Genomic DNA, 24,428 nt, shown 5'->3' on the forward strand with positions numbered 1-24,428 from the left:
GGCTTGCCAACCCTGCTGGACGTAGGAAAACGCCGTAGGTCTGGGGCGTTGCGCCACTAAACGGGGCGAGGGGGTGGTGAGGGAGTGATTCATTGTGGTGCGTCATGGGCTGCGTAAGCACCCGAATTGGGCGGTTTTGGCGGGGCCCGCCAGGTGTTTTGCAGGGCGTTTCCTTCAGCTACTTGTCCCAGGGTTGATTTGGGATTGCTCCTACGCGCATAGGGGATTCCTCGCTCATATTTCTACGCGTCGTTTCACTAGGATTTCGCCCCCGTGTTTAATCCATTGCGACGTTCCTCATGTTTAAGTCATTTTTATGTGTAGTCATGGTCGGTCTGTTTGGCATCACCTCATCGGCTTCGGCCAACTTCAATAAGCGCACCACCTCCCTGGCCCCTTTCAGTTCATCGTTGCAGGCCGTGCCGCAACCCACCATCGAGAGTGTGGTCGACCGCGCCCATGCGTTGCTGGGCACCGCGTACACGTGGGGCGGCAGCTCCCAGGAGCAGGGGTTCGATTGCAGCGGGTTGCTGGTCTATCTGTTCAAGACCGAGGCCAATATTGTCATCCCGCGCACCACGGCGGCGATGCACCGGTCAACGGCGGCGACGATCAAGCGTGATGCGCTGCAGCCCGGCGATGCGGTGTTTTTCAAGGCCAATGGCAGCAGCCAGGTCGGCCATGTCGGCCTTTATGTGGGTGAGGGCAAGTTCATTCATTCGCCGCGCAAGGGCAAGAGCATCCGCATCGACTCCCTGGCCAACAACTACTGGAAGAAGAACTACACCACCGCCAAGCGTTTTCACACGGTGCGTTGACCGCGCTACTCGGTGCTGCCCAGGCCTTGCCAGTGCTTGAGGCCGATAAAGATGAAGCGCAGTTGCTGGGTGATCTTGGCCTGGGGCGTGAGATGCGGCGGCAGGGCGGCGGCGGGCGGGTCGATGATGTCGGGCAGGGTGGCGAACACGCTCTTGACGATCAGGTCGGCCATCACATGCAAGCCGTCGGCATCCAGGTGCTGGAGCTTGGGCATCAGCGTCAGGTCGGCTGCCAGGTCCGAGGTGATGTCCTCGCGCAGCGCGCCGATGGCTTGGCGCACGGCCAGGCAACCACCGTATTGCTCGCGGGCCAGGAACAGGAATTGCGAACGGTTGGCCGCTACCACATCGAGAAAGATCCGCACCGAGGCATCAATGATGCCGCCCATGACGAATTCGTTGTGGCGTACCAGGCGGATGGTGGCGCGGAAGGTCTGGCCGACCTCACTGACGAGCACCAGGCCCAGTTGGTCCATATCGGCAAAGTGACGGTAAAAACCGGTGGGCACGATGCCGGCGCTCTTTGCCACTTCACGCAGGCTCAGGCTACCAAACCCACGGCCACCCTCCATCAGATGGCGGGCTGCGTCCATCAAGGCAAGGCGGGTCTGTTGCTTCTGTTCGGCGCGGGGGAGCATTGGCAGCTGGGCTTTGTAGACAAGGACAGCGACGCACTCTAGCAAAACAACTTTACCGGCGTCGAACTTGAAACAGGGCAAAAGGGGGGTAGGTCCCACAAAGTCAAAGCCCGATCACTGGGGATCGGGCTTTTTTCAGGGCCGGCACAGGCTTAGCTCGTAGCTTTATGCATGTCATCCAGACGGTCGGAGCCGCCCTCGGCAACGAATTCGCGCTGTTGCAGGCGGTCCGAGCCACCTTCAACCAGACCTTTCTGTTCCAGGCGATCACGGCCGCCTTCGGCTACGAATTCACGTTTCTGCAGGCGCTCAGAACCGCCTTCAACCAGGCCTTTCTGTTCCAGGCGATCGCGACCGCCTTCGGCGACGGCGTTGCGCTCTTGCAGACGGTCGGAACCGCCTTCAACCAGACCTTTCTGTTCCAGGCGATCGCGGCCACCTTCGGCAACGGTCTGGCTGATGTGCGCGGCGTCAGCCTTGGCTTGTGGGATGGCTTGTTCTGTGGCTGGCAGGGCAAAAGCGCTGGTGGCCAGGACGGAGAGTGCAACACTGAGCAGTAATTGGCGTTTCATGAGAGTGGCTCCTTGGGAGGGCGATAAAGTGGGTACGGAGCCAATGCTACTCTCGATATCTCGATATAAAAGTTCATAAACGCAATGGTAATAATCAACAGAATTGATTGTTCTGCGCCGAGGCTCTAAATCGCGGCTCTCAAGCACGCGCTTTTGCACCGAGGTGGGTATTTTCGACACGGGCGTGGGTAACAACGGTGCGTCATTGATGAAATAAGCTGTCGGATTAGTCAGAAAAAACGCTTTTCACTGCTAATTGCCCTCTGCGGTTAAACCCCCAGGCCATTTGCCAGTCGTAGCCATATAAGCTTTAGCCCTTGCGCGCGTTGCCCGTGGCACGCGCAGTCGTAATCAGGAGCCCTGTGCAATGACGCGCACTCGTAAAATTCTCGCCTGGAGCAGTGCTTGCTTCGTCCTGCTGATCGCCGCAGTGGTACTGATCCTGGTGTTCTTCGATTGGAACCGGATCAAGCCGCAACTCAATGCCAAAGTCTCCGAAGAGCTGCATCGCGCCTTTGCCATCAATGGCAACCTGGCGGTGGTCTGGCAGCGCGAGGCGGACGAGGGCGGTTGGCGCGCCTGGGTGCCGTGGCCCCATGTGGTGGCCGAAGACCTGAGCCTGGGCAACCCCGAGTGGTCGAAAAAACCGCAGATGGTCACCCTCAAGCGCGTTGAACTGCGCATCTCGCCCTTGGCCTTGCTGGCCCAGCGCGTGGTGATCCCGCGCATCGACCTGACCGAACCGAGCGCCGAGTTGCAGCGCCTGGCCGATGGCCGCGCCAACTGGACCTTCACCTTTGATCCCAAGGATCCGAATGCCGAACCGTCCAACTGGGTGGTGGATATCGGTGCCATCGGTTTCGACAAGGGCCACGTGACCCTCGACGATCAGACCCTCAAAACCCGTCTCGATGTGCTGATCGAGCTCCTGGGCAAACCCATCGCATTCAGCGAAATCGTCGGCGAACGCGATGCCAAAAAGGCCCTGGAGCAGGGCGCGACACCCCAGGACTATGCCTTCGGCCTCAAGGTCAGCGGCCAGTACCACGGCCAGAAACTCGCGGGCAGCGGCAAGATCGGCGGGCTGCTGGCCCTGCAGGACGCTGCCAAGCCATTCCCCCTGCAAGCCCAGGCGAAAATCGGTGATACCAGCATTGCCCTAGCTGGCACCCTGACCGACCCACTGAACCTCGGCGCCCTGGACCTGCGCCTGAAACTGTCCGGCACCAGCCTGGGCAACCTTTACCCACTGACTGGCGTGACCCTGCCGGACTCGCCGGCCTATTCCACCGATGGGCGCCTGATCGCCAAGTTGCAGGAGGCCGGCGGTGCGTCGTTCCGCTATGAGAACTTCAACGGCAAGATCGGCAACAGCGACATCCACGGCGACCTGGCCTACGTCGCCAGCCAGCCACGGCCCAAGCTCAGCGGCGCGCTGGTGTCTAATCAACTGCTGCTGGCCGACCTCGCGCCGCTGATCGGTGCCGACTCCAATGCCAAGCAAAAAGCCCGTGGCGGTGAAAGCAAGCAACCGGCGACCAAGGTGTTGCCGGTGGAGGAATTTCGCACCGAGCGCTGGCGCGATATGGACGCGGATGTCGAGTTCACCGGCAAACGCATCGTCCACAGTGCCGAACTGCCCTTTACCGACCTCTACACGCACCTGGTGCTCAACGACGGCCACTTGAGCCTCGAACCCCTGCGTTTCGGTGTGGCGGGCGGCAAGCTGGATGCGCAGATTCGCCTCAATGGCCGCATCACCCCGCTGGAAGGCCGGGCGAAACTGACGGCGCGCAACTTCAAGCTCAAGCAACTGTTCCCCACCTTTGAACCGATGAAGACCAGCTTTGGCGAGCTCAATGGCGATGCCGATATCGCGGGGCGCGGCAACTCGGTGGCAGCGTTGCTGGGCAGTGCCAATGGCGATCTGAAAATGCTCATCAACGACGGAGCCATCAGCCGTGGCTTGATGGAAATCGCCGGGCTGAACGTGGGCAACTATGTGATCGGCAAACTGTTTGGCGACAAGGAAGTGAAGATCAACTGCGCGGCGGCAGATTTCGGCATCAAGACCGGCCTGGCCACCACCCGCCTGTTTGTGTTCGATACCGAGAACGCGATCATCTACATCGACGGCACCGCGAACATGGCCAGCGAACAGCTGGACCTGACGATCAGCCCAGAGTCCAAGGGCTTTCGCCTGTTCTCGCTGCGTTCGCCGTTGTACGTCAACGGGCCGTTTATCAAGCCCAATGCCGGGGTCAAGACGGTGCCACTGTTGTTGCGTGGCGCAGGCATGGTGGCGCTGGGTGTGATCGTCGCCCCTGCGGCGGGCTTGCTGGCGCTGGTGGCGCCGAGTGGGGATGAGCCGAACCAGTGCGTGCCGCTGTTGCAGCAGATGCGGGAAGGCAAGGCACCGAAAACGGTGAAAGGCTAACTGAAGAAACCGATAGCTCAATGTGGGAGCGGGCTTGCCCGCTCCCACCGTCGTTAGCTGTGCTGGCAGAGCCTTACAGGTCTTTGAGAATGTCCGCCATATCGTCAGCGTGCTCTTCTTCCTGGGCCAGGATGTCTTCAAAGATGCGGCGGGTGGTCGGGTCTTTTTCGCCGATGTACTGGATGATCTCGCGATAGCTGTCCACCGCGATGCGCTCGGCCACCAGGTCTTCGTAGACCATTTCCTTCAAGGTCTTGCCGGCTACGTACTGCGCGTGGGAGTTCTTGGACAGCAGGTCCGGGTTGAACTCGGGTTCGCCGCCCAGTTGCACGATGCGCTCGGCCAGTTTGTCGGCATGTTCCAGTTCCTGGTTGGCGTGCTCCAGGAACTCATCGGCGGCGACGCTGGCTTTCAGGCCGCTGGCCATGAAGTAGTGGCGCTTGTAGCGCAGCACGCAGACCAGTTCGGTGGCCAGCGACTCATTGAGCAGACGCAGGATCTCTTCGCGGTCGGCGCTGTAGCCTTCGGTCACCGCGCCGTTTTCCACATTCTTGCGTGCCCGTTCGCGAAGGGTGCTTACGTCAGACAAATGCATGTCAGTCATTTCAATCTCCTGAGGCTAATCCGGTTTTGCGCCACACTCTCGGGGCGTGATCGCTCCAAGTTGTGAGTGCTGCGCGGCGCAAAAAGTTTTATCGGATGTTGCCGGGTGTCATATCGGTGGCGGCAGGGCTGGTCTAGGATCAGCCTAATCGCCTCTTTCAAGGACGTTTGCCCCTATGACGCAGACATTGGCTACACGTTATCCCCTGGTTTTGGTGCCAGGCATGCTCGGGTTTGTACGGTTGCTGCTGTACCCGTACTGGTACGGCATCATCCCGGCCTTGCGTGCCGGCGGGGCGCAGGTGTTTGCGGTGCAAGTGGCGCCGCTCAACTCCAGCGAGGTGCGCGGCGAGCAGTTGCTGGTGCAGATCGAGCAGATACGCCGCCAGACCGGCGCCGACAAGGTCAACCTGATCGGCCATAGCCAGGGCTCGCTCACCGCCCGTTACGCAGCGGCCAAACGCCCGGAATGGGTGGCTTCGGTGACGTCGGTGGCGGGACCCAATCACGGCTCGGAGTTGGCAGACTACCTGCACACCCACTACCCGGCCGACAGCGCCAAGGGCCGGATCATGAGTGCGCTGTTGCGCCTGGTGGGCGTGGTGATGGGGCTTCTGGAAACCGGCTATCGCGGCCCGCGTTTTGCGGCGGATATCCACGCCTCCCATCAGTCGCTGACCAGCGCGGGAGTGGCGCTGTTCAATCGCCAGTACCCTCAGGGCCTGCCAGATACCTGGGGCGGGCAGGGCGCCGAGGAAGTGGGCGGTGTGCGCTATTACTCCTGGTCCGGCACCCTGCAGCCGGGCAAGACCGATCGCGGGCGCAACCTGCTGGACGGCACCAACCGCAGTTGCCGGCTGTTTGCGCGGACCTTCGTCAAGGAGAAAGGCCAGTGCGACGGCATGGTCGGGCGCTACAGCTCACACCTGGGCACGGTGATCGGTGACGACTATGCGCTGGACCATTTCGATATCGTCAACCAGTCGCTGGGCCTGGTGGGCAAGGGTGCCGAGCCGATCCGCCTGTTTGTCGAGCATGCACAGCGGTTGAAGGCGGCCGGGCTTTAACGTCTTACGGGCGTCGTCCAGCGCTCCGACAAAATCACCCCACCCAGTGTCAGTACGCCGCCGACCAGGTGATACAGCGCCAGCTGTTCCTTGAGCACCACTGCGGCAATCAGCGCGGTGATCAACGGCAGCAGGTTAAAAAACAGCGTGGTCCGGCTCGGCCCCAACTGCTTGACCGAATGCATCCACGCCAGCGGCGCAATCATCGAGGCCAGCAGGCAGGCGTACACCACCAGGCCAATATTCGACGGGCCGAGGCCGACCTTGTCCGAGGCCAGGAACAGTGGAAACAGCACCACCACAGCCACCAGCACCTGCAAATACAGGAGCACCAGGGGCGGCAGGCGCAGCTGCCATTTTTTCAACAGGGTGCTGTAGATCGCGTAGGCCAGGGTGGCCACCAACATCATCGCGTCGCCCAGGTTCACCCCGTGTTGCAGCAGCGCGCCGAGGCTGCCGGCTGACACCACCACCGCCACCCCGGCAAACGACAGTACCGCCCCGGTCAGGGCGCCGAAGGTCAGGCGCTGGCCGAGGCTGATAATCGCCGCAGTCAGGGCCATCAATGGCATCAGCGAGAGGATGATCCCCATATTGGTGGCGCTGGTCAGGCTCGCGGCGTAGTACGCCAGGCTCTGGTAAACCGCCATGCCGAGCACGCCGAGCACAGCGATCTTGCCCAGGTTGGGGCGGATCGATGCCCAGTTGGCAATGACCGGCTTGAGCATGAACGGGGTGAACAGGATGGCCGCCAGCAGCCAGCGATAAAAACCGATCTCGGCCGGGAAAATCGAGCCCACGGCGAGTTTGTTGACCACGGTATTGCCAGCCCAGATAAAGATGGCCAGCAGCGGATAAGCGTATTGCATTGCAAGGAACCAGGAACGTTAGTGAGGGTTGATTATCCTTTGTCTGGATCGAAGCCTATACTTCGATCCAGACAAGCCGCCTTTGTATCCAGACAATATGTCCAAGACCTACATCAACCTGCCCGATTTCGACGTGCTACCGGCCCCGGTGTACTTCCGCTACTCGGAATTTGCCGCCGACAGCCGCGCCTCCCGCCATCAGCATGCCTGGGGCTCCCTGGACTACTCGGCCCGTGGCGTGATGCGCTTTGAAGTGGGCGGCAACCGGTTTATGTCGCCGCCGCAATACGCGGTGTGGATCCCGCCCAACACCCAGCACAGTTCCTACAATGCCCAGGCGATTGTCTACCGCTCGGTGTACCTGTCGCCGTCGTTGTGCGAGCTGTTGCCCAAGCAGCCCTGCACCCTGACCATCAGCAACATCCTCAAGGCGATCCTCAGTGATTTCGCCGAGCGCGACGTGAACATCCCGGCCAACGAGGCCGACGTGCGCCTGGCCCAGGTGCTGGTGGACCAACTCCAGCAGGCGCCGGTGCATGACTGTTTCCTGCCGTATGCCAGCAGCCCCGGCCTGCTCAGCGTGCTTGAAGGCATGCAGGCCGATCCTGGGGACAATCGCGCGCTGGCGCTGTGGGCGCAGCAGGTGCATGTCAGCGAGCGCACCCTGGCCCGGCAGTTTGTGCGCGAACTGGGCATGAGCTTTGGCGAGTGGCGTCAGCGCCTGCGCTTTCTGGCGGCCATCGAGGCCCTGGAAAGCACGCGCAGCGTGCAGGAGGTGGCGTTTGACCTGGGCTACAGCACCGCCTCGGCGTTTATTGCGATGTTCCAGCGCCAGGCCGGTTGTACGCCGGAGCAGTATCGACGAACGAACTTACGTAGCAGGTGAAGGTGTAACAGGCTTTGTCTACACTGCAGGGGAGGCCGCGCCCCTCGGCGTGGTAACAGGGAGAAAACTCCATGAAGATGTTGCGTATTCCGTTGTTGATGATCGGTCTGCTGCTCTGTTCCCAAGGGTTTGCGGCCACTGCCCAGCAAAACAAAATGACCACCTGCAATGCCGAAGCCTCGACCAAGACCTTGAAGGGCGACGAGCGCAAGGCCTTCATGAAAACCTGCCTCTCGGCCCCGGCCGCCAACGACGCCAAGACCCTGACCCCGCAGCAGCAAAAAATGAAGGACTGCAACGCGTCGGCAAAAACCAAGGCGCTGACCGGCGATGCGCGTAAAACCTTTATGAGCACCTGCCTCAAAGGCTGACCCGCTTAAATACCCCTGTGGGAGCGGGCTTGCCCGCGATTGCGGTGTGTCAGCCGGCGAGATATCGACTGAGCCAGCGCCATCGCGGGCAAGCCCGCTCCCACAGTCGATGGCGTTTACAGCCATCAGACTTCTCGCTTGATTGTCCCAAGGCTGGCAGACTGCCCATCCTTTAACGCCGTTCGTTTAGAGGCTGTATGCCAACGTTTTCTCAGCGTCATGTGTTGTTGCTGGCCAGCTACATCATCATTTTCGGCGGCTTGTTGCTGGTCCTACCGTTAAAACTGCTGCCCAGCCTGTTGGCCGGCCTGCTGGTTTTCGAACTGGTCAATATGCTCACCCCGCAGCTGCAACGCCTGATCGAAGGCCGGCGTGCGCGCTGGCTGGCGGTGGCGTTGCTTGGCACTGTGATTGTCAGCGCGCTGACCCTGATTTTCGCTGGCGCCATCAGTTTCCTGCTGCACGAAGCGGAAAACCCCGGGGCCTCCCTCGATAAATTCATGGGCGTGGTCGACCGCGCGCGCGGCCAGTTGCCGCCGTTCCTCGACGCCTACCTGCCAGCCAGCGCCGCCGAGTTTCGCGTGGCCATCGGCGAATGGCTGAGCAAGCACCTGAGCGAACTGCAACTGGTGGGCAAAGACGCCGCCCATATGTTCGTGACCTTGCTGATCGGTATGGTCCTGGGGGCGATCATCGCCCTGCAGCGGGTGCCCGACCTGACCAAGCGCAAACCCCTGGCCGCCGTGCTGTTCGACCGCCTGCACCTGCTGGTCCAGGCCTTTCGCAACATTGTCTTTGCGCAAATCAAAATTGCCGCCCTCAACACCATCTTCACCGGGATATTCCTCGCGGTGGTGCTGCCGCTGGCGGGGATCCACCTGCCGCTGACCAAGACCCTGATCGTCCTCACCTTCCTGCTGGGCCTGCTGCCGGTGATCGGCAACCTGATGTCCAACACCCTGATCACCATCGTCGCGTTGTCGGTGTCGATCTGGGTGGCGGTGGCGGCGCTGGGCTACCTGATCGTGATCCACAAGGTCGAGTACTTCCTCAATGCGCGCATCGTCGGCGGGCAGATCAGCGCCAAGTCGTGGGAGTTGCTGTTGGCGATGCTGGTGTTCGAGGCCGCCTTTGGCCTGCCGGGAGTGGTGGCGGGGCCGATCTACTATGCGTATTTGAAGAGTGAGTTGAAGCTGGGCGGGATGGTGTAGAGAGCTGCGGTAAGAGGCTGCCTTTGGTTCACACCTGTTACTTCTGACAGTAGACCCACCACGGGTTTGCTGGTCTGCTCCTGAGTGCGGAATATCATTTTTCGTTTCGACAGGAGCTAAATCATGTCTTTGCCTACGGTAGATGCCAGCAGCTTTGAAAGTCGTGTGCTCAAGGCCACGACCCCAGTGATTGTGCTGTTCAGTAATGCCAGCAAGCCCTCTTCAAACAGAATGGTCGTGACACTGGAGGCTGCAGCCCGGGATCAGGGCACGGCTATTGAGTTCCTCGACAAGACGCTGGAGGTCAATGGTCCGATCGAGAAGACGCCTGCTTATGACGTGCAGTCCGCGCCAACCACGCTGTTTTTCCGGGACGGAAAATTAGTCCGTACGGTTGTCGGTTTTTATGACTATGCCGATACCTTCAAGGCATGGGTCGATCAGTTGGCCACAGGTAAGTTGTGATGAATCGCCCCGTGCCATCACGAGGCGATTTCTTCACTCAGTAGCCGTAACGCTTACTGGCCTCAATCGCCAACCCACTGCCGATACTGCCGAAGATGTTGCCTTCCACGTGCCGGGCATTGGGTAGCATCGCCGAGATGCTCTGGCGCAGGGCCGGGATGCCGCTGGAGCCGCCGGTGAAGAACACCGTGTCGACCTGGGCCACATCCACCGAGGCGTCGTCGAGCAGTTGGGTCACGCTGTTGCGCACCCGTTCCAGCAGGTTGTCGATGGAGGACTCGAACAGGGCGCGGCTCAGTTCCACGCTCAGGCCCGGTTCTACCCGGTCCAGCGGCACATGGCGGCTGTCGTCGTGGGTGAGGTGGATCTTGGTCTCTTCGACTTCCATGGCCAGCCAGTGGCCGGCGCGCTGTTCGATCAGCTTGAACAGACGGTCGATGCCGCCGGTGTCTTCGATGTCGTAGCGCATGCTGCCCAGGGCCAGCTGGGATTTTTGCGAGTACACCGAGTTGATGGTGTGCCAGGTGGCCAGGTTCATATGGTGGCTGGTGGGCATGTAGGCGCCGCTTTTCATGCGGCTGCCATAGCCGAACAGCGGCATCATGCCGGCCAGCGAGAGCTGTTTGTCGAAGTCGGTACCGCCGATATGCACGCCGCCGGTGGCGAGGATGTCGTCGTGGCGGTTGTCATGCTTGCGTCGCTCGGGCGACAAGCGCACCAGGGAGAAGTCGGAGGTACCGCCGCCGATGTCGACAATCAGTACCAACTCTTCTTTTTCGATGGTGGACTCGTAGTCGAAGGCCGCGGCAATCGGCTCGTACTGGAACGAGACTTCCTTGAAGCCGAGCTTGCGGGCCACGTCCACCAGGGTGTCTTCGGCCTCTTTGTCGGCCATTGGGTCGTCGTCGACGAAAAATACCGGGCGGCCCAGCACCACTTCTTCAAATTCACGGCCGGCGGTGGCTTCGGCGCGGTTCTTGAGTTGGCCGATAAACAGGCCCAACAGGTCCTTGAACGGCATGGCCGTGCCCAGCACGCTGGTGTCGTGCTTGATCAGCTTGGAGCCCAGCAGGCTTTTGAGCGAGCGCATCAGGCGGCCTTCGTAGCCTTCCAGGTACTCGTGCAGCGCCAGACGGCCGTACACCGGGCGGCGTTCTTCGAAGTTGAAGAACACCACCGACGGCAGGGTGATCTTGTCGTCCTCCAGCGCAATAAGCGTTTCCATGCCGGGACGGATCCAGCCGACAGTGGAGTTGGACGTGCCGAAGTCGATGCCGCAGGCACGGGCTGGGGAGGTGTTGTTCATGTCTAACAGGTTCCGGTTAAAAAACGGCCGCGCAGTGTATGTCACTCGCGTGCAGATGCGTAGGCCGACTATCCGCTAAATACAGCAGACTTGTTACCTTGAAAGGTCGGCTCCTTGCCCCCAACTCCTGTGCATACGGTTGGTGGCTGTCGAAAGGATCAAGTTTGTCCTGCAAGCCGCCGATATTTTTCTGACGCACCTCGAATCGCCCCGCAATGCCCCGGCAGGCAGGGCCCGACTGTGCGATCTCGATAACGGATGGTGATGCCCCCATGGATTTCAAAGACTATTACAAGATTCTTGGTGTCGAGCCGACGGCCGATGACAAGCAGATCAAGGCCGCTTATCGCAAGCTGGCCCGTAAGTATCATCCCGACGTCAGCAAGGAAAAGGACGCGGAAGAGAAGTTCAAGGACGCCTCGGAAGCCTATGAAGCGCTGAAAAGTGCCGACAAGCGCGCCGAATATGACGAATTGCGCCGCTATGGCCAGCACGGTCAACCTTTCCAGGGGCCGCCAGGCTGGCAGAGCCGTGGCGGGTTCGGCGGTGGCCAGGACACGGGCGAGTTTTCGGACTTCTTCAGCTCGATCTTTGGTTCGCGTGGCAACGGCTTCGGCGGCGCTCAAGGGCGCAGCCCCGGCCGTCGCGGCCAGGATGTGGAGATGGAGCTGCCGGTGTTCCTGGAAGAGACGCTGTCTACCGAGTCCAAGGCGATCAGCTTCCAGGTGCCGCAATACAATGCGGCGGGCCAGCACGTCAGCAACACCACCAAGAGCCTGAACGTGAAGATCCCGGCCGGCGTGGCCGATGGCGAGCGCATCCGCCTCAAGGGCCAGGGCGCACCGGGGATTGGTGGCGGCGCGAATGGCGACCTGTACCTGATCATCCGCTTTGCGCCGCATCCGAAGTTTGAGGTGGAAGGCGAAAACCTGGTGATTAATTTGCCGCTGGCACCGTGGGAATTGGCCCTGGGTGCAGAAGTCGCGGTGCCGACCCTGACCGGCAAGATCAACCTCAAAGTCCCGGCCGGCAGCCAGAATGGCCAGCGCATGCGGGCCAAGGGCCATGGCTTGCTGAACAAGGCCGGGCAGCGCGGGTATCTGTTTGTGCAGCTCAAGGCAGTGATGCCAAAAAGCAGCGACGAAGAGGTCAAGGCGCTGTGGCAGGAATTGGCGAAAAAGGCCAACTTTGATCCACGGGAAACCTGGAGCCGCTGACAGCTCCCACAGGGATCGGCGGCGCCTCTCAATCTGTGTCAGGAACGCAAGTTTACTGTGGGAGCTGTCGAGCACTGGCGAGGCTGCGATGGCGGCGGCATTGCCAGCGTGGATGTTGGCTGACCCACCGCTATCGCAGCCTCGCTAAAGCTCGACAGCTCCCACAGGGATTGGCGGCGCCTCTCAGTCTGTGTCAGGAACGCAAGTTTACTGTGGGAGCTGTCGAGCCCCGGCGAGGCTGCGATGGCGGCGGCATTGCCAGTATTGATGTTGGCTGACCCACCGCTATCGCAGCCTCGCTAAAGCTCGACAGCTCCCACAGGGATTGGCGGCGCCTCTCAGTCTGTGTCAGGAACACAAGCCCAATGTGGGAGCTGTCGAGCCCCAGCGAGGCTGCGATGGCGGCGGCATTGCCAGTATTGATGTTGGCTGACCCACCGCTATCGCAGCCTCGCTCTCGCTCGACACACAAAGGATTTGCGTGGCCTATCGGCGTGGCAGTACCACGGTAAACGTGGTGCCCGCCGCCTCGCTGGACGCCACTTCAATCGTGCCTCGGTGGGCCTGCACCACTTCCTTGACGATAAACAACCCCAGCCCAAGGCTGGTCGAGTTGCTGCCCAGTTCTTCAGTGGCGCTGCGCACCAGCGGGTCGAATACGGTACCTAGCGCCGCCTGGGGAATCGGCGGGCCAAAGTTGTGCATGCGCAGTTCCACGCTGTCGGCGGTGCCGTCGAGGCTCAGGGTCGGCACCTGGCCGTTGAGCCCGTGTTGTAACGCATTGCCGATCAGATTCTGCAGCAGTTGATCAATGCGCCCGCGATCCCACTGCCCTTGGGTGTCCCCGTCGGTATGCAAGTGAACCTGGCAATCCGGGCGGCCTGCGCACGCTTCGGCGATGGCCTCCCTGGCTGCATCGGCCAGGTTCATCGGTTTGGGCTCGATCGGCAGGCTGCTGCCCAGCCGGCTGCGCACAAACTCCAAGAGATCGCTGACCATCGCTCCCATATGCCGGGCGCCATTCTGGATATTGCCCACCAGGCTCAGGCCTTTGCTGTCCAGCGGGGCTTTGCGCAACAACATCTCGGTGGACATCTTCACCGCCTGCAAGGGGGCGCGCAGGTCGTGGCCGAGGATGGCGAGGAAGATATCCCGCGAGCGATTGACCTGCTCGGCGTAGGCCGCCGTGGATTCGGCCAGGGCTTCGTCGATGGCTTCGTTGAAGCGGATCATGTCTTGGAAATAGGTCAGCTCTGGCGATTCCAGGTGATTGACCCACAGGCGGATCACGCAAGCGCGCAGGTGGCGGAACTCGGAGGTCATCTGTACCAGGTCAAAGCCAACGGTATGGCGCAGCTCGCCATGGCTGGCGGCGGCTTCGTCCAGGCTCGGGGTTTTTTCCAGGCCTTCGCCCTTGGCCTTGGCCGCCTGTTCGCTGGCGCTCTGGCGGGTGTTCATGTCCCGCGCAGCGGCCAGCAGGATGGAGTGCGCGTGGTCGCGCAGTTGCGTGCGGTTCAGGGTTTCGGCGGCCGGGGTCAAGGTTTCGGCAAACTGTTCCCATTCATCGACGATCCGGTCGGCATGTAACACGATGAATTCGGATAGGCGCATAGCCAGGTTCCCAAGTGCAAGACAGTGAAGAAGCGTGGCGCATCGTAGCGCCTTACACCTCTTCGCTTCACTGGCACGGCGGGTATCTGCCGATGAACGGTCAGAACAGGAAGTAACGCTGGGCCATCGGCAGCACGTCCGCCGGCTCGCACCACAACAGTTCGCCATCGGCCTTGACCTGGTAGGTCTGCGGGTCTACGTCGATGTCTGGCAGGTAGTCGTTGTGGATCAGGTCGGTCTTCTGCACCTGGCGGCACCCCTTGACCACGGCGATCTGCTTCTTCAGGCCCAACGCCTGCGGCAGGCCCTCGGCCAGCGCCGCCTGGCTGATAAACGTCAGGCTGGTGGCGTGCAGCGAGCTGCCGAAGCTGGCGAACATCGGGCGGTAGTGCACCGGCTGCGGGGTGGGGATCGAGCCGTTGATATCGCCCATCAGGCTGGACGCAATTGCCCCGCCCTTGAGGATCAAAGTGGGCTTGATGCCGAAGAACGCCGGGCGCCACAACACCAGGTCGGCCCATTTGCCGACTTCGATGGAGCCCACTTCATGGCTGATACCGTGGGTGATCGCCGGGTTGATGGTGTACTTGGCGATATAGCGCTTGGCGCGGAAGTTGTCATTGCCCTCGCCGTCGCCGGGCAGCGGCCCGCGCTGTTTCTTCATCTTGTCGGCGGTTTGCCAGGTGCGCATGATCACTTCGCCTACGCGGCCCATGGCCTGGCTGTCGGAGCTGATCATCGAAAAGGCGCCGAGGTCATGCAGGATATCTTCGGCGGCGATGGTCTCGCGGCGAATGCGGCTTTCGGCGAAGGCCACGTCCTCGGCAATGCTTGGGTCGAGGTGATGGCAGACCATCAGCATGTCCAGGTGTTCGTCGATGGTATTGCGGGTGAACGGCCGGGTCGGGTTGGTGGAGCTGGGCAGCACGTTAGGAAAGCCGCAGGCCTTGATGATATCCGGCGCATGCCCGCCGCCGGCACCCTCGGTGTGATAGGTGTGGATGGTGCGGCCCTTGAGGGCGGCGAGGGTGGTTTCGACAAAACCCGACTCGTTGAGCGTGTCACTGTGGATTGCCACCTGCACGTCGTACTCGTCGGCCACGCTCAGGCAGTTGTCGATGCTGGCCGGGGTGGTGCCCCAGTCTTCATGCAGCTTCAAGCCAATCGCCCCAGCCTTGACCTGCTCGATCAAAGGCTCGGGCAGGCTGGCGTTGCCCTTGCCGGTAAAGCCCAAGTTCATCGCAAACGCGTCGGCTGATTGCAGCATGCGCGCCAGGTGCCACGGGCCGGAGGTGCAGGTGGTGGCGTTGGTACCGGTGGCCGGGCCCGTGCCGCCGCCGATCATGGTGGTGACGCCACTGGTCAGCGCCTCTTCGATCTGCTGCGGGCAAATGAAGTGCACATGGGTGTCGATGCCGCCGGCGGTGAGGATCATGCCTTCGCCGGCAATCACTTCCGTGCTGGCGCCGATGGCCAGGGTCACGCCGGGTTGGATATCCGGGTTGCCGGCCTTGCCGATCCCGGCGATGCGGCCATTTTTCAGGCCGACATCGGCCTTGACGATGCCCCAGTGGTCGATGATCAGCGCGTTGGTGATCACTGTGTCGACCACCTCGGCGGCCAGCAGTTGGCTCTGGCCCTGGCCGTCCCGGATGACCTTGCCGCCGCCGAACTTCACTTCTTCGCCGTAGGTGGTGAAGTCCTGTTCGACTTCGATCCACAGCTCGGTATCGGCCAGGCGGACCTTGTCGCCGACGGTGGGGCCGAACATGTCGGCGTAGGCTTGGCGGCTGATTTTCATTGGGGTGTCCTGAAAAATTTGTGTTGATCGTTCCCACGCTCTGCGTGGGGATGCATCCGCTGACGCTCTGCGTCACGACGTTAAGAGCGGGACGCGGAGCGTCCCAGGCGGCGTTCCCACGCGGAGCGTGGGAACGATCAGTCAGTCGAGGTCGCCCATGATCCGTCCGGCAAAGCCAAACACCCGGCGCAACCCTGCCAGCTCCACCAACTCCACCTCGCGACTCTGCCCCGGTTCAAAGCGCACCGCCGTGCCCGCCGGGATGTTCAGGCGCATGCCGCGGCTGAGGGCGCGGTCAAAGGTCAGCGCGTCGTTGGTCTCGAAAAAATGGTAATGGGAGCCGACCTGGATCGGCCGGTCGCCACTGTTGGCCACGCTCAGGCTCAATGTGCGCCGGCCCACATTCAATTCGATGTCGCCAGGCTGGATCTGGAATTGGCCAGGAATCATGCAGGTTGCCCCAGGGTCTTGTAGTAGATGGCGGTCGGGCTGTAGCGCCCGTCCGGGCTTTGGCAGTAGTCCGGCAGCTCGCCGATTTTGGTGTAGCGCAGGGCCTGGTAGAAGGCTTCGGCGGGGGAGCCAGCTTCGGTGTCCAGGTACAGCAGGCCGCGCTTGTGCTGGCGCGCGCACAGCTCCAGGGCGCTCATCAATTGCTGGCCGAGGCCGTGGCGCCGGGCGTCATTGCGCACCAATAGTTTCTGCACCTCGGCACGGTTGAGGCCATTGGCTTTCTGGCACAGCGCCAGTTGCACGCTGGCCAGGACTTGCTCATTACGCACCACCACCCACAGCAACACGCTGGCGTCCTCGACGCCGGCTTGTACGCCATCGAAGTAGCTGCGCGCCTGGGCCGCGTCGAGGTCGGCCATGAAGCCTACCGATGCGCCGTGCTGCACGGCGTCCAGCAACAACTCAATCAAGCCCTGGCGGTAATGGGCAAAACTTTCGGCATTCACTCGACGCAGTTGGGCAGCGTTCATCGCTATTACTCCTTGTGAACCGCCGGCGGCTGGGCGCCGGGGTTGAGCAGCAGTTGCATAAAGGTCAGGTCCAGCCAGCGGCCAAACTTGGTGCCTACCTGGGCCATCTGCCCGGTGACACTGAAGCCCAGGCGCTCATGCAGGCGGATCGAGGCCTGGTTGCCGCTTTCGATGGCGGCGACCATCACGTGTTTGTCGCAGGCCCTGGCGCGTTCGATCAGTGCCTGCATCAGCAAGGGGCCAAGGCCTTTGCCGCGTTGGTCGTTGCGCACGTACACCGAATGTTCGACGGTGTGGCGAAAACCGTCGAAGGGCCGCCAATCGCCGAACGAGGCATAGCCGACCACCTCCTCGGCTTCCACCGCCACCAGAATCGGATAGCACTGCGCCTGGCGCGCACTGAACCAGGCCTGGCGATTGCCCAGGTCCACGGGTTGGTCGTTCCAGATGGCGGTGCTGTTGAGCACGGCATCGTTGTAGATATCGCAGATGGCCGGCAGGTCGCCGTGTACCGCGTCACGAATCAGCAAGGACATGGCCGGGCCTCAGGCGATGGGTTGGTGGACGGTCACCAGTTTGGTGCCGTCCGGGAAAGTGGCTTCAACCTGGATATCCGGGATCATCTCCGGGATGCCTTCCATCACTTGCTCGCGACTGAGCAGGGTGGTGCCAAAGTGCATCAGGTCGGCCACGGTGCGCCCGTCGCGCGCGCCTTCAAGCAGGGCGGCGGAGATATAGGCGATGGTTTCCGGGTAATTGAGCTTCACCCCGCGCGCCAGGCGACGCTCGGCCACCAGGCCTGCGGTGAAGATCAGCAGTTTGTCTTTTTCCCTTGGGGTCAGGTCCATGGTCAGCAGTCCGTCATAAAAAGCATTCTAAAAAACACCGAAGATTCATTGTGGGAACCCGCTCCCACACAAGCCCGGTTCCACCTTCATGTGTTCCAAATTCTTGGGGGTACAGCCTCACGCCCCAGCAGTGCCGGGCGCAACAGTCGCCATAAATCAATCAACCACGCCCGCGCCAGCAGGGTCTCGCTGGCCAGGCAGCGCGCCACCAGCAAGCCCGGCAACTGGGTCAGGTCGCCGCGTACTGCATGGGGCAGGGCGCGACACTGTTCCAGCAGTTCACTGTCGATTTCACCGGTCACCAGCAAGGTGGCAAACACCGGCTGGCCATCCAGGCCGATCGGCGAGTCGAGTAGGCCGTCGTCGCCGACGATGCGCTGGCGCTCATGCCAGAGCAACTGGCCGTCGCGGCGGATGTCCAGGTGCGACTGGAAGTGCCCGCGCTCGAAACGCTCGCCACTGGCCGGGCGCCCCAGCGCCACCACATCCCAGTACAACAGCCGGGCGTCGCCGTGCAGGTCGATGCGGGTGCTGAGTTCGGCCTGGGCCGCACTGAACACGATGGTTTCCTGGGGCAGCCACTCCAGGGTGGCGCCGGCCTCGACCGTCAAAGCCACCTGCTGATAGGCCGGCCCGCTGGCGCGGTACCACTTGGCAGCGCCGGGGCTGGTCAATTGCGCCCACGCGCCCTCAGCCAGGTGGGCGGTGATCTCCAGGCGATCCCCTCCGGCAATCCCGCCCGGCGGGTGCACGATGATGTGCTGGCACACCTCGGGGCCTTCGGCGTACAGGTGCTTTTGCACCCGCAGCGGGCCCAGGTGGCGGCGCATCACCGGGCGTGTGCTGGCGCCGAAGCGTGCATAGCCCAACTCCAGCGCGGCGTGCCAGCTGGGGGTGAACAGGGCGGTGGGGGCAGGAACGGTCATGGTCAGGGCTTAATCAACGGGACGCTACAGATTAGATGGTAACCAGGCCGCGTACACCGTCGGCCTCCATATTTTCACCACGGCCCTGCTGGACGATCTCACCCCGGGACATCACCAGGTATTGATCGGCCAGTTCGGCGGCAAAATCGTAGAACTGTTCCACCAGCAAAATCGCCATGTCGCCGCGCTCGGCGAGCTTCTTGATCACCGCGCCGATCTCCTTGATCACCGACGGCTGGATACCTTCGGTGGGCTCATCGAGGATCAACAGGCGCGGACGGCTGGCCAGGGCGCGCCCGATGGCCAGTTGTTGCTGTTGCCCACCGGACAGGTCGCCACCGCGCCGGTGCTTCATTTGCAGCAGCACGGGGAACAGCTCGTAGATAAACGCCGGGACTTCCCTGGCTTCGCTGCCGGGAAAACGCGACAGGCCCATCAGCAGGTTTTCTTCCACCGTCAGCCGGCCGAAAATCTCGCGGCCCTGGGGCACGTAGGCGATGCCGGCGTGTACCCGCTGGTGCGGCTTAAAGCCGGTGATGGCCTTGCCTTCCCAGTTCACCGCACCTTCCTTGGCGGGCAGCAGGCCCATCAGGCATTTGAGCAGGGTGGTCTTGCCCACGCCGTTACGGCCGAGCAGGCAGGTGACTTCACCGACTTTCACGTCGAACGAAAGGCCGCGCAGGATGTGGCTGCCGCCGTAGTACTGGTGCAGCTTGTCGACTTGCAACATGTTCAAACTCTCCTCAAATCCCTGGTAGGAACCGGATCAACTGTGGGAGCTGGCTTGCCTGCGATGGCATCACCTCGGTCCATCAGACATACCGAGTTGTCTGGATCGCAGCGATGCGGCGATCCGACAAGGCAGCTCCCACATTTGATTTGGTTCCCACAGTAAGCGGTCTGTGTCTGGCTCAACGACCGAGGTATACCTCGATCACCCGCTCGTTTTCCTGCACCTGCTCCAGCGACCCTTCGGCCAGCACGCTGCCCTGGTGCAGCACCGTCACATGGTCGGCAATCGAGCCGACAAAGCCCATGTCGTGCTCCACCACCATCAGCGAATGCTTGCCCGCCAGGCGCTTGAACAGTTCGGCGGTGAACTCGGTCTCGGCGTCGGTCATGCCGGCCACCGGCTCGTCGAGCAGCAACAGTTGCGGGTCTTGCATCAGCAGCATGCCGATTTCCAGGAACTGCTTCTGGCCGTGGGACAGCAAGCCGGCCGGGCGCTGTACCGACGTGGTCAGGCGAATAGTGTCGAGCACCTCCTCAATGCGGTCTTTCTGTTCACCGCTCAGACGCGCGCGCAGGCTGGCCCACACCGATTTGTCGGTCTTCTGTGCCAGCTCCAGGTTCTCGAACACGCTCAGGGCCTCGAACACCGTGGGCTTCTGGAACTTGCGGCCGATACCGGCCTGGGCGATCTGCACTTCGCTCATGCGCGTCAGGTCCAGGGTTTCACCGAACCACGCCTTGCCGTGGCTGGGGCGGGTCTTGCCGGTGATCACGTCCATCAGCGTGGTCTTGCCCGCGCCGTTGGGGCCGATGATGCAGCGCAATTCGCCGACGCCGATGTACAGGTTCAAGTCGTTGAGGGCCTTGAAACCATCGAAGCTGACGCTGATATCTTCCAGGGTCAGGATCGTGCCATGGCGGGTATTGAGGCCCTTGCCGGCGGCCTGGCCGAGACCGATGGCGTCGCGGCTGGTGCCCTGGTCGCGGTTCGGTTCGATGATCGGTTCGACCATGAACTGGTCGGTTGCCGTGACTCTCATTGTTCGCCCCTTTTCTTCAGCAGGCCGATGATGCCCTTGGGCAGGTACAGGGTGACGATAATGAACAGTGCCCCCAGGAAGAACAGCCAGTACTCCGGGAAGGCCACGGTGAACCAGCTCTTCATGCCGTTGACCACGCCGGCACCCAGCAGTGGGCCGATCAGTGTGCCGCGCCCGCCCAGGGCCACCCATACGGCGGCTTCGATGGAGTTGGTCGGCGACATTTCACTGGGGTTGATGATGCCCACTTGCGGCACGTACAGCGCCCCGGCGAGGCCGCACAGCACCGCGCTCAACACCCACACAAACAGCTTGAAGCCACGCGGGTCATAGCCGCAGAACATCAGACGGTTTTCCGCGTCGCGCAGGGCCGTCAGCACCCGCCCGAACTTGCTCCGGGCCAGGCGCCAGCCGATAAACAGGCTGCCCACCAACAGCAGCACCGTGGCCAGGAACAGCACCGCACGGGTACCGGGCTCGGTGATACCGAAGCCCAGGATGCTGCGGAAGTTGGTAAAGCCGTTATTGCCGCCAAAGCCGGTCTCGTTGCGGAAAAACAACAGCATCCCGGCAAAGGTCAGGGCCTGGGTCATGATCGAGAAATACACGCCCTTGATCCGCGAGCGAAAGGCGAAAAAGCCGAACACCAGCGCCAGCAAACCCGGGGCCAACACCACCAGGCACAGGGCCCAGAGGAAGTGCTGGGTGCCGAGCCAATACCACGGCAGTTCGGTCCACGACAGGAAGGTCATGAACGCCGGCAACTCGCTGCCGGCGGCTTGGCGCATCAGGTACATGCCCATGGCATAACCGCCTAGGGCAAAAAACAGGCCGTGCCCCAGGGACAACATACCGGCGTAGCCCCACACCAGGTCCAGGGCCAGGGCGACGATGGCGTAGCAGAGGATCTTGCCCACCAGCGTCAGGGTGTAGGCCGAGACATGCAATGCGTTATCGGCAGGCAGCAGCGACAGCAGCGGCAACGCCAGCAGCACGGCGAGGATCACCACACCCACCGCGATCGTTACCTTGGGGCCGGCCTTTTGCGCGGCTGTAAGCATCAATGGCTGGTTCATCAGTCGATCACCCGTCCTTTCAGTGCGAAGAGTCCTTGCGGGCGTTTCTGGATAAACAGAATGATCAGCGCGAGGATCAGGATCTTGCCGAGTACGGCACCGATCTGCGGTTCGAGAATCTTGTTGGCGATCCCCAGGCCAAAGGCGGCCATGACGCTGCCGGCCAACTGGCCGACCCCGCCGAGCACCACCACCAGGAACGAGTCGATGATGTAGCTCTGGCCCAGGTCTGGGCCGACGTTGCCGATCTGGCTCAGGGCCACGCCACCTAAGCCGGCGATACCCGAGCCGAGGCCAAAGGCGAGCATGTCCACACGCCCGGTGGGCACGCCGCAGCAGGCGGCCATGTTGCGGTTCTGGGTCACGGCACGCACGTTGAGGCCCAGGCGGGTCTTGTTCAGCAGCAGCCAGGTCAGCACCACCACGCACAACGCAAAGCCGATGATCACGATGCGGTTGTACGGCAGCACCAGGTTGGGCAGCACCTGGATCCCGCCCGACAGCCAGGCCGGGTTGGCCACTTCGACGTTCTGTGCACCGAACAGCAGGCGCACCAGTTGGATCAGCATCAGGCTGATGCCCCAGGTGGCGAGCAAGGTTTCCAGGGGGCGGCCGTAGAGGTGACGGATCACCGTGCGTTCCAGGGCCATGCCGATGCCGGCGGTGACAAAAAACGCCACCGGCAGCGCGATCAGCGGGTAGAACTCGATTGCCTGGGGCATGTAGCGCTGCATCAGCAACTGCACCACGTAGGTGGAGTAGGCACCGAGCATCAACATCTCGCCGTGGGCCATGTTGATCACCCCGAGCAAGCCGAAGGTGATCGCCAGGCCCAGGGCCGCCAGCAGCAGGATCGAACCCAGGGACATGCCGCTGAAGGCTTGCCCGAGGATCTCGCCCACCAGCAACTTGCGCTTGACCTGGGCCAGGCTGGTTTCGGCGGCGGTGTGCACCCCGGCATCGGTTTCCACGCCGGGCGCCAGCAAGGCTTCCAGGCGCGTGCGGGCCAGCGGGTCGCCGGTGCTGCCAAGCAGGCGCACGGCAGCCAGGCGCACGGCCGGATCGGGGTCGACCAGTTGCAGGTTGGCGAGGGCCAGGCTCAGGGCACTGTGGACGTCGTCGTCGGCTTCGCTGGCGAGTTGCTGGTCGAGGAATTTCAGTTGCGCAGGCTGCGCGCTTTTTTGCAGGGTCCGCGCAGCGGCCAGGCGCACCGTGGGATCGGCGGCGAGCAGTTGTTGGCTGGCCTGCACATTATCGATCAGGCCGCGCAGGCGGTTGTTCAGGCGCACGGTCTTGGGTTCGCCGTTGACCGTGAGTTGGCCTTGTTGCAGGGCGTTGACCAACTCGATGCGCGCCGGGTCAGGCTGGGCGGCCCAGTCCTGCAACAGCTTGGCTTGTTGGCTCGGGTTGGCGGCGAGGAAGTCTTCGGCATCACCGGCGTGTGCGGCCAGGGGCAGCAACAGCAGGCAGGCCAGGAGGAAGCGGTGGAGGGCAGTGGGCATAAACAAATGTCCTGGTCATGCGCGGACTAGGTTTATGTGGGAGCGGCGATTCGACCTGCTCCCACATTTGATCTGTGGTGCGGTTTAGTTGCTCTTCACCGCGTGATCCGGCTTCTTGTCATTGCCAGGGATGTACGGGCTCCACGGCTGGGCACGGATCGGCCCTTCGGTCTGCCACACCACCGAGAACTGGCCGTCGGACTGGATCTCGCCAATCATCACCGGCTTATGCAGGTGGTGGTTGGTCTTGTCCATGGTCAGGGTGTAGCCCGACGGTGCCGCAAAAGTCTGGCCGGCCAGGGCTTCGCGCACCTTGTCGACGTCGGTGGACTTGGCTTTCTCAGCGGCCTGCGCCCACATATGGATGCCGACGTAGGTGGCTTCCATCGGGTCGTTGGTCACCGCTTTATCGGCGCCCGGCAGGTTGTGTTTCTTGGCGTAGGCTTTCCAGTCGGCGACGAACTTGGCGTTGACCGGGTTTTCTACCGACTGGAAGTAGTTCCACGCCGCCAGGTTGCCCACCAGCGGCTTGGTGTCGATGCCGCGCAGTTCTTCTTCGCCCACCGAGAACGCCACCACCGGCACCTCGGTGGCCTTCAGGCCCTGGTTGGCCAGTTCCTTGTAGAACGGCACGTTGGAGTCGCCATTGACCGTGGAGACCACGGCGGTCTTGCCGCCCGCCGAGAACTTTTTGATGTTGGCCACGATGGTCTGGTAATCGCTATGGCCGAACGGGGTGTAGACCTCTTCGATGTCCTTGTCGGCCACGCCTTTGGAATGCAGGAACGCACGCAGGATCTTGTTGGTGGTGCGCGGGTACACGTAGTCGGTGCCCAGCAGGAAGAAACGCTTGGCGCTGCCGCCTTCTTCGCTCATCAGGTATTCCACCGCCGGGATCGCCTGCTGGTTCGGCGCGGCGCCGGTGTAGAACACGTTGGGCGACATCTCTTCGCCTTCGTATTGCACCGGGTAGAACAGCAGGCCGTTGAGTTCTTCGAACACCGGCAGCACCGATTTACGCGACACCGAGGTCCAGCAGCCGAACACCACCGCGACCTTGTCCTGGGTCAGCAACTGTCGGCCCTTCTCGGCGAACAGCGGCCAGTTGGAGGCCGGGTCGACCACCACCGCTTCGAGCATCTTGCCGTTCACTCCGCCCTTGGCGTTGATCTCGTCGATGGTCATCAGCGCCATGTCCTTGAGGGACGTTTCGGAAATGGCCATGGTCCCGGACAGCGAATGCAGGATGCCGACCTTGATGGTCTCGGCGGCCTGGACGGTCCAGGTCAGGCCCATGGCGGCAATGGATGCCGACAGAGTGAAAGCCTTGATCAAGCTGCGACGCTTCATGGTGCGATCTCCAGAACTGATTATTTTCATGAGGGCAGATAGGGGCATTGCTGGAGCGTTTGCAAAGGCTGTGCCTAGTGCCTGCACCGCGCGGTTGCAGGG

At 62.1% G+C, this 24,428-nt stretch carries 25 protein-coding genes; 8 read left to right on the forward strand and 17 right to left on the reverse strand.

Features of this window, described 5'->3' with window-relative positions:
* Window positions 1-299: 299 nt before the first annotated feature.
* Window positions 300-818, forward strand: a complete 519-nt coding sequence (locus PSFL_RS18500) for a C40 family peptidase (RefSeq protein ID WP_397470358.1) — start codon at window positions 300-302, stop codon at window positions 816-818.
* 5 nt (window positions 819-823) lie between these two features.
* Here PSFL_RS18500 and PSFL_RS18505 read toward each other — a convergent pair whose 3' ends face one another.
* Both PSFL_RS18505 and PSFL_RS18510 read right to left on the reverse strand, forming a co-directional pair.
* Window positions 824-1,456, reverse strand: coding sequence for a TetR family transcriptional regulator (locus PSFL_RS18505; protein ID WP_057958175.1), 633 nt, complete (start codon window positions 1,454-1,456; stop codon window positions 824-826).
* 152 nt (window positions 1,457-1,608) lie between these two features.
* Window positions 1,609-2,028 (reverse strand): hypothetical protein, encoded by a 420-nt coding sequence (locus PSFL_RS18510; protein WP_169959877.1) that lies wholly within the window; start codon window positions 2,026-2,028, stop codon window positions 1,609-1,611.
* Between the two features lie 367 nt (window positions 2,029-2,395).
* On the opposite strand from PSFL_RS18510, the gene PSFL_RS18515 reads away from it, so the two are divergent.
* Window positions 2,396-4,465: an AsmA family protein gene (locus PSFL_RS18515; protein WP_169959876.1), complete on the forward strand. Its 2,070-nt coding sequence runs from the start codon at window positions 2,396-2,398 to the stop codon at window positions 4,463-4,465.
* Window positions 4,466-4,538: 73 nt separating this feature from the next.
* Here the strand turns inward: PSFL_RS18515 and PSFL_RS18520 are convergent, their stop codons facing one another.
* Window positions 4,539-5,069, reverse strand: coding sequence for a bacterioferritin (locus PSFL_RS18520; RefSeq protein WP_029297770.1), 531 nt, complete (start codon window positions 5,067-5,069; stop codon window positions 4,539-4,541).
* Window positions 5,070-5,244: 175 nt separating this feature from the next.
* On the opposite strand from PSFL_RS18520, the gene PSFL_RS18525 reads away from it, so the two are divergent.
* Window positions 5,245-6,135 (forward strand): triacylglycerol lipase, encoded by an 891-nt coding sequence (locus PSFL_RS18525; protein ID WP_057437484.1) that lies wholly within the window; start codon window positions 5,245-5,247, stop codon window positions 6,133-6,135.
* Here PSFL_RS18525 and PSFL_RS18530 read toward each other — a convergent pair.
* Window positions 6,132-7,004 (reverse strand): DMT family transporter, encoded by an 873-nt coding sequence (locus PSFL_RS18530; RefSeq protein ID WP_115127276.1) that lies wholly within the window; start codon window positions 7,002-7,004, stop codon window positions 6,132-6,134. The two genes, PSFL_RS18525 and PSFL_RS18530, sit on opposite strands and share 4 nt — an antisense overlap.
* Before the next feature lie 97 nt (window positions 7,005-7,101).
* On the opposite strand from PSFL_RS18530, the gene PSFL_RS18535 reads away from it, so the two are divergent.
* The 4 genes from PSFL_RS18535 to PSFL_RS18550 all read left to right on the forward strand — a co-directional run bounded on the left by PSFL_RS18535 (window position 7,102) and on the right by PSFL_RS18550 (window position 9,937).
* Window positions 7,102-7,890, forward strand: a complete 789-nt coding sequence (locus PSFL_RS18535; RefSeq protein ID WP_120734393.1) for a helix-turn-helix transcriptional regulator — start codon at window positions 7,102-7,104, stop codon at window positions 7,888-7,890.
* A gap of 71 nt (window positions 7,891-7,961) precedes the next feature.
* On the forward strand, window positions 7,962-8,261 hold the full coding sequence (locus tag PSFL_RS18540) for a PsiF family protein (RefSeq protein WP_057437488.1): 300 nt from the start codon (window positions 7,962-7,964) through the stop codon (window positions 8,259-8,261).
* 197 nt (window positions 8,262-8,458) lie between these two features.
* Entirely contained in the window at window positions 8,459-9,472 is a 1,014-nt protein-coding gene (locus PSFL_RS18545; protein ID WP_057958180.1) for an AI-2E family transporter, read from the forward strand.
* Between the two features lie 123 nt (window positions 9,473-9,595).
* On the forward strand, window positions 9,596-9,937 hold the full coding sequence (locus PSFL_RS18550) for a co-chaperone YbbN (protein ID WP_057437492.1): 342 nt from the start codon (window positions 9,596-9,598) through the stop codon (window positions 9,935-9,937).
* Between the two features lie 37 nt (window positions 9,938-9,974).
* On the opposite strand, the gene PSFL_RS18555 is transcribed toward PSFL_RS18550, so the two are convergent.
* On the reverse strand, window positions 9,975-11,243 hold the full coding sequence (locus PSFL_RS18555; protein ID WP_128593130.1) for an Hsp70 family protein: 1,269 nt from the start codon (window positions 11,241-11,243) through the stop codon (window positions 9,975-9,977).
* Between the two features lie 272 nt (window positions 11,244-11,515).
* Here PSFL_RS18555 and PSFL_RS18560 point away from each other — a divergent pair, with 272 nt between their 5' ends.
* Complete coding sequence (locus PSFL_RS18560; protein WP_057437496.1) at window positions 11,516-12,460, forward strand: DnaJ C-terminal domain-containing protein; 945 nt, start codon at window positions 11,516-11,518, stop codon at window positions 12,458-12,460.
* A 486-nt stretch (window positions 12,461-12,946) separates the two neighbouring features.
* Here PSFL_RS18560 and PSFL_RS18565 read toward each other — a convergent pair whose 3' ends face one another.
* The 12 genes from PSFL_RS18565 to urtA form a co-directional block, all read right to left on the reverse strand.
* Window positions 12,947-14,071, reverse strand: coding sequence for a sensor histidine kinase KdpD (locus tag PSFL_RS18565; protein WP_057958188.1), 1,125 nt, complete (start codon window positions 14,069-14,071; stop codon window positions 12,947-12,949).
* 100 nt (window positions 14,072-14,171) lie between these two features.
* Window positions 14,172-15,872: an urease subunit alpha gene (gene ureC, locus PSFL_RS18570; RefSeq protein WP_115127279.1), complete on the reverse strand. Its 1,701-nt coding sequence runs from the start codon at window positions 15,870-15,872 to the stop codon at window positions 14,172-14,174.
* A gap of 141 nt (window positions 15,873-16,013) precedes the next feature.
* Complete coding sequence (locus tag PSFL_RS18575) at window positions 16,014-16,322, reverse strand: urease subunit beta (protein WP_057958190.1); 309 nt, start codon at window positions 16,320-16,322, stop codon at window positions 16,014-16,016.
* Window positions 16,319-16,852 carry a GNAT family N-acetyltransferase gene (locus PSFL_RS18580; protein WP_057437504.1) on the reverse strand — a complete coding sequence of 178 codons (534 nt, stop codon included), beginning with the start codon at window positions 16,850-16,852 and terminating at the stop codon, window positions 16,319-16,321. The genes PSFL_RS18575 and PSFL_RS18580 overlap by 4 nt, the downstream gene beginning before the upstream one ends.
* A 5-nt stretch (window positions 16,853-16,857) precedes the next feature.
* Entirely contained in the window at window positions 16,858-17,388 is a 531-nt protein-coding gene (locus tag PSFL_RS18585) for a GNAT family N-acetyltransferase (RefSeq protein WP_115127280.1), read from the reverse strand.
* Between the two features lie 9 nt (window positions 17,389-17,397).
* Window positions 17,398-17,700, reverse strand: coding sequence for an urease subunit gamma (locus PSFL_RS18590; RefSeq protein ID WP_032862374.1), 303 nt, complete (start codon window positions 17,698-17,700; stop codon window positions 17,398-17,400).
* Between the two features lie 86 nt (window positions 17,701-17,786).
* Entirely contained in the window at window positions 17,787-18,626 is an 840-nt protein-coding gene (locus PSFL_RS18595) for an urease accessory protein UreD (RefSeq protein ID WP_057444483.1), read from the reverse strand.
* Window positions 18,627-18,657: 31 nt separating this feature from the next.
* The gene (gene urtE / locus PSFL_RS18600) at window positions 18,658-19,356 is read right to left on the reverse strand and encodes an urea ABC transporter ATP-binding subunit UrtE (RefSeq protein ID WP_057437509.1); all 699 of its coding nucleotides are present in this window, start codon (window positions 19,354-19,356) and stop codon (window positions 18,658-18,660) included.
* Between the two features lie 181 nt (window positions 19,357-19,537).
* Entirely contained in the window at window positions 19,538-20,398 is an 861-nt protein-coding gene (gene urtD / locus PSFL_RS18605; protein WP_397470359.1) for an urea ABC transporter ATP-binding protein UrtD, read from the reverse strand.
* Window positions 20,395-21,474: an urea ABC transporter permease subunit UrtC gene (gene urtC, locus PSFL_RS18610; protein WP_057437513.1), complete on the reverse strand. Its 1,080-nt coding sequence runs from the start codon at window positions 21,472-21,474 to the stop codon at window positions 20,395-20,397. Before urtC ends, urtD begins: the two co-directional genes overlap by 4 nt.
* Window positions 21,474-22,976, reverse strand: coding sequence for an urea ABC transporter permease subunit UrtB (urtB, locus tag PSFL_RS18615; RefSeq protein WP_128593127.1), 1,503 nt, complete (start codon window positions 22,974-22,976; stop codon window positions 21,474-21,476). Before urtB ends, urtC begins: the two co-directional genes overlap by 1 nt.
* Window positions 22,977-23,060: 84 nt before the next feature.
* A complete protein-coding gene (gene urtA / locus PSFL_RS18620; protein WP_057437515.1) occupies window positions 23,061-24,326 on the reverse strand; it encodes an urea ABC transporter substrate-binding protein in 1,266 nt (421 codons plus the stop codon).
* Window positions 24,327-24,428: the final 102 nt, after the last annotated feature.

It is taken from the genome of Pseudomonas sp. DD1, assembly GCF_044510355.1.
GTDB classification, from domain to species: domain Bacteria; phylum Pseudomonadota; class Gammaproteobacteria; order Pseudomonadales; family Pseudomonadaceae; genus Aquipseudomonas; species Aquipseudomonas shahriarae.